We start from the raw sequence: 14,381 nt of genomic DNA on the forward strand, positions 1-14,381 counted from the left end.
CTTCACATAGGGCCGGCGGGCGCGTCTTACAAAAAGGGCGCGGGGGCCGAAGCCGCCGCGCCCTGATTGGGTCGTGAGCGGGCGATCAGGCCTGCTCGTCCTCGTCCGCACCTTCGGGTGCAGTCGCGGCGATCGTGGCTTCCGTCGTGGTCATGTCGTCGGGCGTGCTGACGCCGTCTTCGAGCATGTCGGCCGGGATTTCGCCGGGTTCGAGGTTCGGGTCGGTGCGGTTCGCCTCGGCCTGTTCCTCGATTTCGCGCTGCTCTTCCTCGAACATCTGCGCCATCACGTCGATGCCCTGGCTCTGCAGCTCGGCTTCGTCGTCCGAACGGGCGACGTTGGCCTTGATGCTGATCGAGACTTCGGGGTGAAGGTCGATGCGGACTTCATGCATGCCGATCGTCTTGATCGGATCACCCATGATGACCTGCTTCTTGTCGATGTCGTGGCCCTTGTCGTTCAGGGCGGCAGCGACGTCGCGAACATTGACCGAGCCGTAGAGCTGGCCGGTGTTCGACGAAGCGCGGATCAGGACGATTTCCTCGCCATCGACCTTTTCGCCGGCCTTTTCGGCTTCGGTACGACGCTCGGCGTTTTCCTTTTCCAGGCGCTCGCGGTTCGCTTCGAAGACCTTCTTGTTGGCTTCGTTGGCGCGCAGGGCCTTCTTCTGCGGGAGCAGGAAGTTGCGGGCATAGCCGTCCTTCACGGTGACGACGTCACCGATCGAGCCGAGCTTTTCGATCCTCTGAAGGAGAATGATATCCATCGGTATTCCCCTTACTTCACGATGTACGGCAGCAGGCCGATGTGGCGCGCGCGCTTGATGGCCTTGGCCAGTTCACGCTGCTTCTTCGCGCTGACGGCGGTGATGCGGCTGGGGACGATCTTGCCACGTTCGGACATGAAGCCCTGCAGCAGGCGGACGTCCTTGTAGTCGATCGTCGGGGCGTTCTTGCCCGAAAACGGGCAGGACTTGCGGCGGCGGAAAAACGGGCGGGCCATCAGTCGCGCTCCTCACGTTCACGGCGCTTCTTGGAATCGCGCTCGTTCTTGCGCATCATCACCGACGGGCCGCTTTCGTGCTCGTCGACGGCGATGGTCATGTAACGGATCACATCTTCGTTGATGCGGGTCTGACGCTCGAGCTCGGCAACGACGGAGCCGGGGCCCTCGATGTTGAGCAGCACGAAATGCGCCTTGCGGTTGCGGTCGATCTTGTAGGCGAGGTTCTTGAGGCCCCAGGTCTCCGTCTTGGTGACCTTGCCGTCGTTCTTCTCGACAATCTCGGTAGCGGTGGCGGCGAGCTGGTCCACCTGAGCCTGGCTCAAGTCCTGTCGCGCCAAGAATACATGCTCGTAGAGAGCCATGCTCTTGTCCTTTCACGTCTGGCCGATCGCTGGCTGATCCGCGGGATTGCGGGGCCCCTCCGGCTTTCTTCGAATCCCCCGGCGGACCGAAGGGATGCGCGCACATAGCGGGATTGGGGCGAAACGCAAGGCTTGCGAGCGGGGAACGGGGCGGGCAGGGCGGCATTGGGTTTGAAACGAAGGAGACACGCGTGCCCGGTGGATTGGTAGCCCTGCTCGACGACGTATCGATCATCGCGCGCACGGCGGCGGCCTCGGTCGACGATATTGCCGCTGCTGCGGGCCGCGCCGGGTCGAAAACGGCCGGCGTCGTGATCGACGATGCGGCGGTCACGCCGAGCTACGTCACTGGCCTCAGCCCGGCGCGCGAGTTGCCGATCATCTGGACGATCACCAAGGGCAGCTTCAAGAACAAGCTGCTCATCCTGTTGCCGGGGGCGTTGCTGCTCAGCGAATTCCTTCCTGCAGCGATCGTTTTCATTCTCATGCTGGGGGGCTGCTACCTCTCCTACGAGGGCGCCGAAAAGGTCATCGAAAAGCTCGGTGGAGCGAAGCATGGCAAGACCCTGGACGACGAGATCACCGACCCCGTTGCCTTCGAGAAACAGCGCATCGCAGGGGCCATTCGAACCGATCTGATCCTGTCGGCGGAGATCATGGCGATCACTCTGAATGAAGTCGCGGCAGAGGACCTAATTACCCGCGCCGGCGTGCTGGCAATCGTCGGTCTCGCGGTTACGGTCGGCGTTTACGGGGTCGTCGGCCTCATCGTGAAGATGGACGACATCGGCCTGCATTTCGCCGAGAAGGAAAGCGCCTTCGCCCAGAGTTTCGGTAGGGGGTTGGTTGCGTTTATGCCGAAGCTTCTGATCGCATTGAGTTTCATCGGAACGATCGCCATGCTGTGGGTCGGTGGCGGTATCATCCTGCACGGTCTGGCCGAACTCGGCGTCGCTGGCCCCGAGCACTGGATCGAAGGTATTCAGCACGGCGTCAGCGAAATCGCAGGCCGCGCGGGCGGCATCCTCGGCTGGCTGACTTTCGCAGGATTGTCGGCGCTCACCGGCCTCATCCTCGGCGCGGTAATCGTTTTCGTGCTGCACAAGGTACTCCGCCTCGGACACGACGAAACCGAAGGTGCCGAGGCGCACTAATTGTCAGGCGAGGCGGGCGAAAAGGTCCCGCGCAAACTCGCTCAGCGTATCGTCGCGAGCACCCATGATCACGATCCGGTCGCCCGGCCTAGCCAGCGAGACGATGCGGTCCGCCACGGCCTTGCGCTTCGGCACATATTCCGTGTCGCCGCCATGCTCTTCGATCAGCCGGACGATCCGCTCGCTCCCTTCGCTGCGGTCGACCGTCCCGCCGAAATAGACGGGGTCGCTGAAAATCGTCAGGTCGCCTTGGTCGAGTTCGCGGGCGAAGGTTTCGGCCAGCTCGTCGCCCATCTGGCGCAAGGGGCCGTAGCCATGCGGCTGGAAGAAGGCGATAACCCGGCCGGGATGTGATTTCAAAGTGCGTAGAGTCGCAGCGCATTTCTCCGGATTGTGCCCGAAGTCGTCGATGACGGTGATGGCGGAGACGGTGGTCCCGACGATGTCGAACCGGCGCGCGAGGCCCTCGAACCCCGCCAGCGCCTCGACCGCGTTTGCGACCGGGATTCCCGCCGCGACTGCCGCCGCGATGGCGGCGAGAGCGTTCGAGAGGTTGTGCCGCCCCGGCATATTCAGGCGCAGCGCATGCTCGCTGCCGTCGTGGCGGTCGACGACCATGGCGGCCTGTCGCAACGGGCCTTCGGCGATCGTGCCCGGCACGATGCCGATCTGCGCTTTCTCCTGCTCTATGCCGAAGGTGATGACCTCCTTTGCATGCGGGAGGAGGGCAAGCGCTTCCTCGTCGTCGGCATTGATCACGCTAATGTGGCTGCGCGAGAGGTAATCGCCGAATAGCTGGCGCAATTCCTCCATGCTCTTGTGATCGAGGCTGACGTTCAGCAGCACGCCGACCGCCGGACGGTAGAGCGCGATCGAACCGTCGCTTTCGTCCACCTCGCTGACGTAGAGCGACTGCCCGCCGACCACCGCGCTGGCGAAGGGGCGCTCGGGCGAGACGAAGTTCTTCATCACCGCACCGTTCATGATCGTCGGCTCGCGCCCGACGGCGTGGAGGATCCATCCGAGCATGCCGGTGACGGTCGATTTCCCGCTGGTGCCCGCAATTGCGAGGCCGGCGCCGCTCGTGTTGAACAGGATCGAGTTGAGCTCGGCGCGGGTAAGCCGCAGGCAGCCGAGTTCCTTCGCGCGCTTCGCATCGGGAACCGTGTCCTCGACCGCGGCGCTGGCGACGAGGATCTGGTCCTGCGACACGATCCCGCTGCCGTCCTGAGGATGCAAGCCGAAGCCCTGCCGTTCCAGCGCGGCGAATTTCTCCGGCGTATGCCCCTGGTCGAAGCTGCGATCCGATCCCTCGACCGTGCAGCCGCGCCCCTTCAGTATTTGCGCAAGCGGCTGCATGCCGGACCCGCCGATACCGCAAAAGAAGAACGGTCGCGCGAAAAGCTCGTCGGGGCTGGGCATATCGGTCATGCCCTCGCAGCTATTGAGTTGTGCCGCGCGATACAAGCGCGCTAGCAGGGCGCATGGTGAAAATCGCGATCTGTGCTCCGGGAAAACCGCTCAAGCACGCAAGGGCCGATGCAGTGCTGGCGCATGTTGCCGGGCGGGAGGACATCGAGCTGCATTTCCACGAGCAGTGCTTCGCGAAAGAGGGCCACTTTGCCGGACGCGACGAAGTAAGGCTCGATGCGCTGCTGGAATGCGCGAACGATGCCGCATTCGACGCCGTCTGGTTCGCCATGGGGGGCTATGGCTCCAACCGTATCGCCGCGCAGGCGGTGGCGGGGATGAACGAACATGCTCGTGCCAAGAGCTATCTCGGCTATTCCGATTGCGGCTTCCTGCTCGCTGCACTCTACAAGCACGACATCGGGCGCGTCGCCCACGGGCCGCTTGCAGGGGACATCCGACGCGAAGGCGGAGAGGCGGCCATCGACCGCGCGCTCGGCTGGCTGACCGGAGACGACAGCGGGCTCGAGCCGCATCTCGATGATCGCCCTGCCGTCGCGTTCAACCTGACCACGCTCGCCATGCTGGTGGGCACAGAGCTTGCGCCGGGCCTCTCCGGCCATGTCGTCATGGTCGAGGAAGTGGCCGAGTACCACTATGCTATCGACCGATTGTTCTTCCATGTGACCCAACACCTCCAAGGAGTTGCCGGCCTGCGCCTCGGTCGCATCACCGATGTGCCGGAGAACGACCGCCCCTTCGGCAAGGACGAGGTGCAGATCGCCGAGGAATGGTGCGCGCGCAGCGGCATACCCTATCTCGGGCGCGCCGATATCGCGCATGATGCCGCCAACAGGATTGTCCCCTTCGGGCTTGAGGCGCGCCGCCCACGCGCCTAGGCGCGCTCCTCAAGAGGAGATTTTCATGACTGCATTCATCTTTCCCGGCCAGGGAAGCCAGAAGGTCGGCATGGGCGCCGATCTCGCCGACGCCAGCGCGCATGCCCGCGAGGTGTTCGAGGAAGTGAACGAGGCGCTCAAGCAGGACCTGTTCGGCCTGATGACCGGCGGACCCGAGAGCGAACTCACCATGACCGCCAATGCCCAGCCTGCAATCATGGCCAATTCGGTCGCGACCGCGCGCGTGCTGGAGAAGGAATTCGGCGTTGCACTGGCGGACAAGGCAGACTGCGTCGCGGGCCACTCGCTTGGCGAGTACAGCGCGCTGTGCGCTGCCGGGGCCTTTTCCCTGACCGACACCGCCAAGCTGCTCCGCCTGCGCGGCATCGCAATGCAGGACGCAGTCCCCATCGGCGAGGGGGCCATGGCGGCACTGCTCGGCGCCGATATCGAGACAGCGACCGCACTGGCAGAGGCTGCAGCCGAGGGCCAGGTGTGCGAGGTCGCCAATGACAACGACCCGACGCAGGTGGTCATCTCCGGCCATGCGGAAGCCATCGACCGCGCGATCGCAATGGCCAAGGATCACGGCATAAAGCGCGGCATCAAGCTGCCGGTGTCCGCCCCTTTCCACTGCTCGCTGATGCAGCCCGCCGCGCTACGCATGAAGACCGCGCTGGGCGAGACACCGCCGTCGGCCTTCACCGTGCCGCTCTATGCCAATGTCACGGCGGCGCGCGTCACCGATCCGGCGGAAGAACAAGCGCTGCTGGTCGACCAGATCACCGGCCGCGTGCGCTGGCGCGAAAGCGTTCTCGCCATGCAGGAGGCAGGCGTCGAACGCTTCGTCGAGCTCGGCGGCAAGGTCCTCGGCCCGATGGTCGGTCGGATCGCCAAGGATGCCGCGACGGTCAGCCTCGTCACCATGGAAGACCTCGAGAATTTCGCGAAGGAGAACGGATGATGTTCAGCCTCGAAGGCAAGACCGCCCTCGTCACCGGCGCCAGCGGCGGGATCGGATCGTCGATCGCCTATGCCCTGGCGAAGCAGGGTGCGCGGCTGGCGCTGTCCGGTTCCAACGCTGCCAAGCTGCGCGCCTTTCGCGAACAGCTTAACGACGAGTTCGGCCACGATCACGTCGAAATCACCTGCGACCTGTCGAACCCCGAGCAGGTCGAGGAGCTGATCCCGGCCACGGTCGACACGCTCGGCAGCATGAACATCCTCGTCAACAATGCAGGCATCACGCGCGACAATCTCGCGATGCGCATGAAGGACGAGGAGTGGGACCAAGTGATCCGCATCAACCTCGAAGCCAGCTTCCGCCTGATGCGCGCCAGCGCGCGGCCGATGATGAAGGCCAAGGGCGGGCGGATCATCTCGATCACCAGCGTGGTCGGCCACACAGGCAATCCGGGCCAGATGAACTACGTCGCGGCCAAGGCGGGCCTGACCGGCATGAGCAAGAGCCTTGCGCAGGAACTCGCCAGCCGGAACATCACCGTGAACTGCGTTGCGCCGGGCTTCATCCGCACGGCGATGACCGACGCGCTGACCGACGATCAGAAGAGCGCGATCAACACCCGCATCCCGATGGGCCGCATGGGCGAGGGCGAAGAGATCGGCGCTGCGGTTGCCTATCTCGCCAGCGACGAAGCGGCCTATGTGACCGGGCAGACGCTGCACGTGAACGGCGGGATGGCGATGATGGGGTAGGAGAGGGGTTTTTGTTGGGCGCGTGAAGCGCATCCGCGCTTACCTCGGCCGTTCCGTCCGGCGCCCCTCCCGGATACTTTGTTACGTGCGGGCCGGACATCCGTCCGCCCCTTCGGCACCGGCCCACTTCCCCACCCGACCACCCACGGCACGGTATTCTATGGGTGGCCGGGTGGGGGAGTGGGCCGGTGCCGCAAGCTATCGACGGATGTCGATAGCGCACACAGCAAAAACCCAACAAAAACCTCTCACTTTTCCCCAAGGAATCATCGTCGCGGCGGGCGTAGCCTTGCCCCCAGATACCGCCCCGCTAAGGTCGCTATCCGTATTCCGGCGCGCGAGGGGCGATTCCGGCCCTCGACGCGCCCAGCAGGGACGAAAGTAGGACCATGAAGGCCACCATCGAACGCGCGACGCTGCTGCGCTGTCTTTCCCACGTGCAGTCGGTCGTCGAACGCCGCAACACGATCCCCATTCTTTCGAACGTCCTGATCGAGGCGGAAGGCGACAGCTCGCTGAAGGTCATGGCGACCGACCTCGATTTGCAGGTGGTCGAGCACATGGACGCCAGTGTCGAGGACGCCGGATCGATCACCGTCTCGGCCCATCTCCTGTTCGACATCGCCCGGAAGCTGCCCGAAGGCAGCCAGGTGAGCCTCGAAACCGCCGAAAACCGCATGGCGGTCAAGGCCGGGCGCAGCCGCTTCTCGCTGCCCACCCTCCCGCGGGATGACTTCCCGGTAATCGTGGAAGGCGATCTGCCGACGAGCTTCGAACTGCCGGCCAAGACGCTCGCCGAGCTGATCGATCGCACGCGCTTCGCGATCTCGACCGAGGAAACGCGCTATTACCTCAACGGCATCTTCTTCCATGTCTCGGACGAAGACCAGCCGGTGCTCAAGGCCGCCGCGACCGACGGGCACCGCCTCGCGCGCTTCACGATCGCCCGGCCCGAAGGTGCGGACGGCATGCCCGACGTGATCGTGCCACGCAAAGCCGTGGCCGAACTGCGCAAGCTGCTGGAGGAATCGATGGACGGCAATGTCCAGATCGACCTTTCGGCCAGCAAGGTGCGCTTCACGCTCGGTGGCGAGGGCGGGGTGGTGCTGACCAGCAAGCTGATCGACGGCACTTTCCCGGATTATTCCCGCGTTATTCCAACGGGTAACGACAAGCTTCTCAAGCTCGATCCGAAAAGCTTCTTCGCCGGTGTCGACCGCGTGGCGACCATCGCGACCGAGAAGACCCGCGCGGTGAAGATGGGCCTCGACAAGGATAAGATCACGCTGACCGTCACCTCGCCAGACAATGGCGTGGCGTCGGAAGAAGTGCCCGCGGAATACAGCTCCGACGGGTTCGAGATCGGCTTCAACGCAGGCTATCTGAAGGACATCCTCAGCCAGATCGACAGCGACGTGGTCGAGATCCACCTCGCCGATGCAGGCGCACCGACGCTGATCCGCAAGGATGAGAATGCGCCTGCGCTCTACGTGCTGATGCCGATGCGGGTTTGACCCTCGCCGGGGGCTGGAATTCGCGCTAGCGTCGCTCCTTCGAAAAAGGGAGAGATGCGATGCGCGAAGTCCATGTCGACAAGGCCGATCTGACCAAGACCCATATCGCGGAGCGCGAACTCGGCGATCTGGCCGACGAGGCCGTGCGCCTTGAGATCGAAAGCTTTTCGGTTACGGCGAACAACGTCACTTACGCGGTAGTCGGCGACGGCTTCGGCTACTGGAATTTCTTCCCTGCCCCGGACGGCCACGGCATCGTGCCGATGTGGGGCCATGCGCGGGTCGCCCGGAGCAACCATCCCGATTTCGCCGAGGGCGAGCGGGTCTATGGTTATCTGCCCATGGGCACGCATCTCGACGTCCTGCCCGGCAAGGTTTCGGCCAGCGGCTTCACCGACATGGCCGAGCATCGCCAGCCGATGAGCCCGATCTACAACCAGTATTCGCGACTGGCGGCCGATCCCGAACACGATCCGGCACGCGAGAGCGAGCGCATGATCTTCGGGCCGCTGTTCAAGACCGGCTTTCTCATCGAATACTTCATGCGTTCCGAGGAATGGTTCGGCGCCCAACAGGTGATCCTCACCAGCGCTTCCTCCAAAACCGCCATGGGGTTGGCGAGCGTGACCAAGCGCCGCTCGCCCCAAATACGCCGTGTGGGGCTGACGTCTGCCGGAAATGTCGCCTTCGTGAAGGAAAGCGGCCTCTACGACCGCGTACTGTCGTACGAAGACATCGGCGATATCGAGGGCACGGATAGCGTCTCGGTCGATTTCGCCGGCAATGCGAGTGTCCTGCGCCGCCTGCATGAGCATCTGGGCGATGCGCTCAAATACTCGTGCCTTGTCGGCGCAACCCACATTAATGAACGCGGCAGCGGCACCGACGGCATCCCCGGGCCGACGCCGACCCTGTTCTTCGCGCCCGATCACGCAGTTGCCCTGTTCAAGTCGGTCGGACCGGAAGAGGCGGGCAAGCAGATCGGGGCAAGCTGGCACGGCTTTCTCGAAGACGCTGGCGACAGCATAGGGATCGAGCGCAAACAGGGGCTGGAGGCCGCGCGCGATACCTTCGTCGCCATGCTTGGCGGCGACATCGACCCTGCGAAGGGTATCGTTATCGAGCCCTAGGGGCTCAGACCTCCACCGCGATCTTGCCGAAGTGGCTGCCGCTTTCTTGGTGGCGGAACGCATCGGCAAGGTCGGCCAGTGCGAAGGTGTCGCTGACCACAGGTTTGATGCCATTCGCTTCGATCGCGGCGATCATATCCTGCTGCATGCTCCGGCTGCCCACCGTAAGCCCCTGGACCTTCAAATTCTTCGAGAAGAGCAGGGCGGTCTGCACCGGTCCCGCAACGCCAGCCAGCACACCGAGTAGCGCGACATGCCCGCCGACCCGCGTTGCCAGCATCGATTGGTCGAGCGTGCCCGCGCCGCCGATCTCGACGACGCAATCGACGCCGCGTCCGCCCGTCAGTTCGAGCGCTTTGGGCCCCCAGGCCTCGACCTCCTTGTAATTGATGAGGTGGTCGGCCCCCATCGATTTCACTCTCTCGAGCTTCTCGTCGGAAGAACTGGTCGCGATGACGGTCGCCCCTGCCGCCTTGGCGAATTGTAGCGCAAAGATCGAAACGCCGCCGGTGCCTTGAACAAGGACCGTGTCGCCGGGCTTCACGGCGTAGTCCGCGAACAGCGCGCGCCACGCGGTCAGGCCGGCGCAGGTTAGCGTCGCCGCTTCGGCATGGCTGAAACCGGCGGGCGCGCGGGTGAACCAGTGCGTCGGCGCGGTGATCGCCTCGCGCGCATAGCCGTCGATCCCGTCGCCCGGCACGCGGGTGAAAGCGCTTTGCGGAGGCGGGCCGGTGAGCCAGTCGGGGAAGAAGGTCGAGACGACGTGATCGCCGACGGCGAACTCGCTTACGCCGTCACCCACCGCCGTCACCACACCGGCACCATCGGACATGGGGATGCGGCCCTGCTCGGTCGGGATCATGCCCTTTACGACAGCATAGTCGTGGTAATTCAGCGAGCTAGCCTTGATATCGACCGTGATCTCTCCCGGTCCCGGATCGGCGGGGCCGTCCAGATCGACCAGTTCGAGAGCATCGAGCGTGGAGGGCGTCGCGCCGGTGCGGATAGCTTTCATTCTGCTGCCTCCGCGAGTTCGGCGCGCTGCGGGCCGCGGATTAGCCCGCCCGGCGTCTCGCCGGTCCACTCGCCCTCGCGGAAGGTGACCTTGCCGTTCTTGATCGTAGCGACATAGCCTTCCGCCTTTTGCAGCAATCGCTTGCCGCCTGCCGGAAGATCGAACGCCAGCCACGGCTTGCCCAGCTTCAGCCGCTCCATGTCGATGATGTTGAGATCGGCGAGATAGCCCGGCGCGATCACGCCGCGGTCTTCCAGGCCATAGAGTCGCGCGGTGTCGCTGCACTGCCGCTTGATCGCATTCTCAAGGCTGATCGTGCCGCGGTCCCGGTCGCGCACCCAGTGCTGCAGCATGAAGGTGGGCGAGGCCGCATCGCAGATCGTCCCACAATGCGCACCGCCATCGGAGAGCGAATTCACCGTGTCGTCGGACTGCTGGAGGTCCATCAGGAAGTCGAGATTGCCGTCAGCGTAATTGAGAATCGGCAGGTAGATGAAGCCCTTGCCATCGTCGCGGCAGAGGAGGTCGTAGGCGTATTCCGCGCCCGACTTGCCCGCCTTTTCGGCCCGTGCGGCGATGCTTTCTTCCGCCGTCGGCTCGTAATTGAAGTCGGGGTCCATCTCGAATTGCATCGACCAGCCCTGGCAAACGACCATGATCAGCCCGATGATGTCCTGGTTGACCTCCGAGAGGTCGTTTTCTTCCGACAGCAGCTGCGCCTTGAACTCGGGGTCGAGCAGTTTCGCCTTCTGCTCCTCCCACGGCAGTTCCTCGATCGCCTGCCAGCTCGGGCGGAAACGGAAGGGGTGGACAGTGCCCTGCCACGCCATGACGATACCGTTTCCACGCAGCGCGATCTGGGCGACGATATTCGCGCCGTTGTCGTTTTCCGCGCGCAGGCTTGCGATCTGCTCGTCGAGCGACATTTCCTTGGCGATCGATTGCAGCGCGGCATAGGTGCAGGGCAGGCCGGTCTCGCGGCTGAGCGCGCCCATCCAGCCGAACTCGTTCCACTCGCGCTTCATGTCGCTGGCCATCTCGAACACGCCGTGACCGGCGCGGCCCATGGCGCGGCCTATTTCGATCAGCTCTTCCTTCGTTGCGGTGGTCCCGGGAACGACTTCGCCGTCGATATCCCGGTGGAGCACGGTGCGCGAAGTCGAGAAACCTAGCGCACCTGCGCGGACGCCGTCTTCGACGATGGCGGCCATCTGCTCGATATCTTCATCGGTCGGGATCGCGCCGGGCCGTTCGCGGTCGCCGAGCACATAGGCGCGGACCGAACCGTGCGGGACATGGGTGCCGACGTCGACCGTGCGCGGCAGCTTCTCGAGCGCGTCGAGATATTCGGGGAAAGTCTCCCAGTTCCAGTTCATCCCTTCGGCAAGCGCGGTGCCGGGAATGTCCTCGACGCCTTCCATCAGGCCGATCAGCCATTCATGCTTGTCGGGGCGAGCGGGCGCGAAGCCGACTCCGCAATTGCCCATCACCACCGTCGTGACGCCGTGCCAGCTGCTCGGCGCCATTTCCTGGTCCCATGTCGCCTGTCCGTCGTAATGCGTGTGGATGTCGACGAAGCCGGGCGTGACCAGCTTGCCGTCCGCATCGATTTCCTCGGCAGCGTCGCCGGATACCGTGCCGACTTGCGCGATCAGGCCGTCCTTCACGGCGACATCGCCGGTGAAGCGGGTATTGCCGGTCCCATCCACGATGGTGCCGTTGCGAATGATAAGATCGAATGCGGGCATGGTTGTGTGCTCCTCTCTCCGCCGAAGAAGGTTCCACATTGCAACCGATCTGTCCAGCACTTCTCAGGCGGAGCGATCGGGCATCCGGACGGACAGCAGGATCGCGAGGCCGATGGCGAACAGCAAATGGATCGATGTCATGCCGATGCGCTGGTCGCCCGACCACAGGGTGAACTGTTCGACCAGCAGTGGCCCCATCCATACGGTGATCGTCCCGGCGATGGCGTAGAGGCCGAAGAACTCGCCGCTGCGCCCCGGCGGCGCGAGCGCGACGAGCATGGTTCGGCTGGAGCTGATGCTCGCCGTGGCGGTGATCGCGATAATGCTTATCAGGCCGAGATAGACGAGATCGGAGAGGGTCGAGAACACGAGACCGTCCCAGACTTCGACATTGTCCACCAGCCCGAAAAACAGGCTCTCGCGCGTGATGCTCAGCTGCACCAGGCCGGTGACGACCATGGCAAGGATTTCGAGCGCCAGCGCCGTCTTCACGCCGACGCGCTCTTCCAGCCAGCCGCCGAAGATGCCGCCGCCGAATGCGCAGGCGCTGGCGAAGATCGCGTAGCAGAGCATTTCGAGGAAATTCCATTGCAGGAACAGCGCGACATAGACCGCGCCCAGCGCAAGTAGTGCTGCCATCGCATCGGCGTAGAACATGCGGGCGATGAGGAACTTCATCAGCTCGCGGAACCGCGTCGCTTCGCGCAAGGTGCGGAAAACGCTGCGCGCTCCATCCCTGAAGGCGTTTGTCCAGCTGGCGCCCGGCTGTCCCGGGTCTTTCGCATTCAGGAAGAACGGGATCGAGAACGCGCCCAGCCAGACCGCGCAGATCGGGCCGACGAGCCTTGCGTGTTCGAAGCGCTCGAGATCGACGCCGAAAAGCGGGGAGGCGAAAGGCCAGCCCACCGCTGCGGGCAGGACGAAGAACAGGGCGATGGCAATGAAGATCAGCGTCGCGGCGAGGTTGCCGAGGCCGAGACCCAAACCCGATATCATCGCCAGGCGGCGCGGCTCTCCGGCGACGCTCAGCATCGCATTGTGCGTCACTTCCGAATAGGTATAGCCGACGTAAGCCACCACCAGCAGGGTCATGATCGCCGGAGTAGAAAGCCCTTCGCCACCGGGCATGGCGAACCACAGCCCCGCAGATGCCAGTGCGATCGCGCCAAGGAACACGGCGAGAATCGGTTTGAGCCTGCCGCCTCTATCCAGTGCGGCCCCGAGAAAGGGTGCGGTCAGCGCAGCGATCACGCCTGCCCATTTCGTCACGCTGGCGATAGTCGCCTGGCCGATGGCATTCGCCTGCGCCAGCGCCTCCTCCGGCTCCAGCCCTTCGAGAGTACCGCTGGCCAGCACATCGCCGCCGATAATGTCCCGCGCGAAATAGGGCGCGAAGATGTAAATGACCACGAGGATGTAATAGGGATTGCGCGCCCATTCGAAGACCGCCCAAGCGAAGCCCGTGCGGCTCAGCGCGCCGCCTTCGCCAGTGTGGGGGCGAGCGAAGGCGGGCCGGATGTTCGGGTCGGGATTGGCAGTTTCCATCGGTCTGGCTCGTCCTTTCCGATGGTCTGCCGTGCCGCCCTCAGGCTGCGCGGCGGCCTTCCGCTTCGGTTTCCGGAGCGTCGAGGAACTCGCGTAGCATCGCGACGCTCTCGTCCGCATGGGTCAGCAGGAACAGGTGTCCGCCGCCTTCGAAGACCTCTAGCCGCGCATTGGGAATGGCCGATGCGAGGATGCGCCCGTTGATGAGCGGGACGATCTGGTCCTCGTCACCCATCATCACCAGCACCTCCTTCGCCATGAAAGGCAGGGCGGGGAGGCTGGTCCAGCCGAGCATGGCGAGCAGCTGGTAGAAATAGCCGCGCGGCGAAGGCGGTTTGAGGCGACCGATATGGTCTTCCTTGCTCCCGGCTCGCTTGGTCATACCGCCGTACAGCGTCATGAAATGCTCGTTCATGAAGTCAGGATCGATATAGCGGCGCGGATTGGCCATCTTGGTGAGCGCTGCCGGCTTCCCGGGCACCATCAACATCCCAGCCGTCGTCGCAACCAGCACAAGCCGCCGGGTGCGCTTGGGATATTGCAGCGTGAAGTGCTGCGCCATCGCACCGCCCCAGCTCACACCCATGACATCCACCTCGCCCAAGCCGAGCTGATCGAGGATCTGGTTCGCCGTCCAGCTCATGGTGAAGGGGTTGTAGGGGACGGTCGGATCGGGGCTTTCGCCCGTGCCCGGCATGTCGAACATCACGAAACCGCGCTCGGTCAGCCGCTCCGCCAGCGGGGCAACCGCCTCGATGTTCGCGCCGATGCCGTTGAAAAACAGGATCGGCGGATGGTCCGATTTTTCGTCCAGCCGCCAATGCGCGACACGCAATGTGCGCCCGCCGGCCTCCATCATCTCGATGGTTGCGGTCATGGGATC

Annotated in this window: 14 protein-coding genes; 6 read left to right on the plus strand and 8 right to left on the minus strand. The window is 64.2% G+C overall.

The annotated features are described in order from the left end of the window. Positions 1-85: 85 nt before the first annotated feature. From rplI to rpsF, 3 genes are read right to left on the minus strand one after another with little or no spacing between them, the layout of a single operon-like run. A complete protein-coding gene (gene rplI, locus P8R33_RS07985) occupies positions 86-766 on the minus strand; it encodes a 50S ribosomal protein L9 (protein ID WP_278328449.1) in 681 nt (226 codons plus the stop codon). Between the two features lie 11 nt (positions 767-777). Continuing rightward, a complete protein-coding gene (rpsR, locus tag P8R33_RS07990; RefSeq protein ID WP_050601121.1) occupies positions 778-1,002 on the minus strand; it encodes a 30S ribosomal protein S18 in 225 nt (74 codons plus the stop codon). Then, a complete protein-coding gene (gene rpsF / locus P8R33_RS07995) occupies positions 1,002-1,367 on the minus strand; it encodes a 30S ribosomal protein S6 (RefSeq protein ID WP_278328450.1) in 366 nt (121 codons plus the stop codon). Before rpsF ends, rpsR begins: the two co-directional genes overlap by 1 nt. Before the next feature lie 191 nt (positions 1,368-1,558). Here rpsF and P8R33_RS08000 point away from each other — a divergent pair, with 191 nt between their 5' ends. Next, positions 1,559-2,521, plus strand: coding sequence for a DUF808 domain-containing protein (locus P8R33_RS08000; protein ID WP_278328451.1), 963 nt, complete (start codon positions 1,559-1,561; stop codon positions 2,519-2,521). Between the two features lie 3 nt (positions 2,522-2,524). Here P8R33_RS08000 and P8R33_RS08005 read toward each other — a convergent pair whose 3' ends face one another. Next, entirely contained in the window at positions 2,525-3,952 is a 1,428-nt protein-coding gene (locus P8R33_RS08005) for a glutamate ligase domain-containing protein (RefSeq protein ID WP_278328452.1), read from the minus strand. A gap of 53 nt (positions 3,953-4,005) precedes the next feature. On the opposite strand from P8R33_RS08005, the gene P8R33_RS08010 reads away from it, so the two are divergent. The 5 genes from P8R33_RS08010 to P8R33_RS08030 all read left to right on the plus strand — a co-directional run bounded on the left by P8R33_RS08010 (position 4,006) and on the right by P8R33_RS08030 (position 9,190). Further along, positions 4,006-4,830 carry an LD-carboxypeptidase gene (locus tag P8R33_RS08010; protein WP_278328453.1) on the plus strand — a complete coding sequence of 275 codons (825 nt, stop codon included), beginning with the start codon at positions 4,006-4,008 and terminating at the stop codon, positions 4,828-4,830. A 25-nt stretch (positions 4,831-4,855) separates the two neighbouring features. Next, complete coding sequence (fabD, locus tag P8R33_RS08015; protein ID WP_278328454.1) at positions 4,856-5,794, plus strand: ACP S-malonyltransferase; 939 nt, start codon at positions 4,856-4,858, stop codon at positions 5,792-5,794. Next, complete coding sequence (fabG, locus tag P8R33_RS08020) at positions 5,794-6,546, plus strand: 3-oxoacyl-[acyl-carrier-protein] reductase (protein WP_278328820.1); 753 nt, start codon at positions 5,794-5,796, stop codon at positions 6,544-6,546. Before fabD ends, fabG begins: the two co-directional genes overlap by 1 nt. Positions 6,547-6,935: 389 nt before the next feature. Beyond that, on the plus strand, positions 6,936-8,060 hold the full coding sequence (dnaN, locus tag P8R33_RS08025; RefSeq protein WP_278328455.1) for a DNA polymerase III subunit beta: 1,125 nt from the start codon (positions 6,936-6,938) through the stop codon (positions 8,058-8,060). A 59-nt stretch (positions 8,061-8,119) separates the two neighbouring features. Then, positions 8,120-9,190, plus strand: a complete 1,071-nt coding sequence (locus tag P8R33_RS08030) for a DUF2855 family protein (protein ID WP_278328456.1) — start codon at positions 8,120-8,122, stop codon at positions 9,188-9,190. Positions 9,191-9,194: 4 nt separating this feature from the next. Here the strand turns inward: P8R33_RS08030 and P8R33_RS08035 are convergent, their stop codons facing one another. The 4 genes from P8R33_RS08035 to P8R33_RS08050 all read right to left on the minus strand — a co-directional run bounded on the left by P8R33_RS08035 (position 9,195) and on the right by P8R33_RS08050 (position 14,375). Continuing rightward, positions 9,195-10,205, minus strand: coding sequence for a zinc-dependent alcohol dehydrogenase family protein (locus P8R33_RS08035; protein ID WP_278328457.1), 1,011 nt, complete (start codon positions 10,203-10,205; stop codon positions 9,195-9,197). Next, positions 10,202-11,953, minus strand: coding sequence for an N-acyl-D-amino-acid deacylase family protein (locus tag P8R33_RS08040; protein WP_278328458.1), 1,752 nt, complete (start codon positions 11,951-11,953; stop codon positions 10,202-10,204). The genes P8R33_RS08035 and P8R33_RS08040 overlap by 4 nt, the downstream gene beginning before the upstream one ends. A gap of 63 nt (positions 11,954-12,016) precedes the next feature. Next, complete coding sequence (locus tag P8R33_RS08045; protein ID WP_278328459.1) at positions 12,017-13,498, minus strand: MFS transporter; 1,482 nt, start codon at positions 13,496-13,498, stop codon at positions 12,017-12,019. 40 nt (positions 13,499-13,538) lie between these two features. After that, the gene (locus P8R33_RS08050; RefSeq protein ID WP_278328460.1) at positions 13,539-14,375 is read right to left on the minus strand and encodes an alpha/beta fold hydrolase; all 837 of its coding nucleotides are present in this window, start codon (positions 14,373-14,375) and stop codon (positions 13,539-13,541) included. Between the last annotated feature and the right edge of the window lie 6 nt (positions 14,376-14,381).

The sequence above is a fragment of the Qipengyuania flavescens genome (assembly GCF_029688735.1).
In the GTDB taxonomy this organism is placed as follows: domain Bacteria; phylum Pseudomonadota; class Alphaproteobacteria; order Sphingomonadales; family Sphingomonadaceae; genus Qipengyuania.

Excerpts from the sequence above, each read along its gene's own strand:
- rpsF (WP_278328450.1), bottom strand. The coding sequence starts at position 1,367 with ATGGCTCTCTACGAGCATGTATTCTTGGCGCGACAGGACTTGAGCCAG.
- P8R33_RS08010 (WP_278328453.1), top strand. The coding sequence starts at position 4,006 with ATGGTGAAAATCGCGATCTGTGCTCCGGGAAAACCGCTCAAGCACGCA.
- P8R33_RS08035 (WP_278328457.1), bottom strand. The coding sequence starts at position 10,205 with ATGAAAGCTATCCGCACCGGCGCGACGCCCTCCACGCTCGATGCTCTC.
- P8R33_RS08040 (WP_278328458.1), bottom strand. The coding sequence starts at position 11,953 with ATGCCCGCATTCGATCTTATCATTCGCAACGGCACCATCGTGGATGGG.
- fabG (WP_278328820.1), top strand. The coding sequence starts at position 5,794 with ATGTTCAGCCTCGAAGGCAAGACCGCCCTCGTCACCGGCGCCAGCGGC.
- P8R33_RS08005 (WP_278328452.1), bottom strand. The coding sequence starts at position 3,952 with ATGACCGATATGCCCAGCCCCGACGAGCTTTTCGCGCGACCGTTCTTC.
- P8R33_RS08045 (WP_278328459.1), bottom strand. The coding sequence starts at position 13,498 with ATGGAAACTGCCAATCCCGACCCGAACATCCGGCCCGCCTTCGCTCGC.
- fabD (WP_278328454.1), top strand. The coding sequence starts at position 4,856 with ATGACTGCATTCATCTTTCCCGGCCAGGGAAGCCAGAAGGTCGGCATG.
- rplI (WP_278328449.1), bottom strand. The coding sequence starts at position 766 with ATGGATATCATTCTCCTTCAGAGGATCGAAAAGCTCGGCTCGATCGGT.
- rpsR (WP_050601121.1), bottom strand. The coding sequence starts at position 1,002 with ATGGCCCGCCCGTTTTTCCGCCGCCGCAAGTCCTGCCCGTTTTCGGGC.
- P8R33_RS08050 (WP_278328460.1), bottom strand. The coding sequence starts at position 14,375 with ATGACCGCAACCATCGAGATGATGGAGGCCGGCGGGCGCACATTGCGT.
- dnaN (WP_278328455.1), top strand. The coding sequence starts at position 6,936 with ATGAAGGCCACCATCGAACGCGCGACGCTGCTGCGCTGTCTTTCCCAC.
- P8R33_RS08030 (WP_278328456.1), top strand. The coding sequence starts at position 8,120 with ATGCGCGAAGTCCATGTCGACAAGGCCGATCTGACCAAGACCCATATC.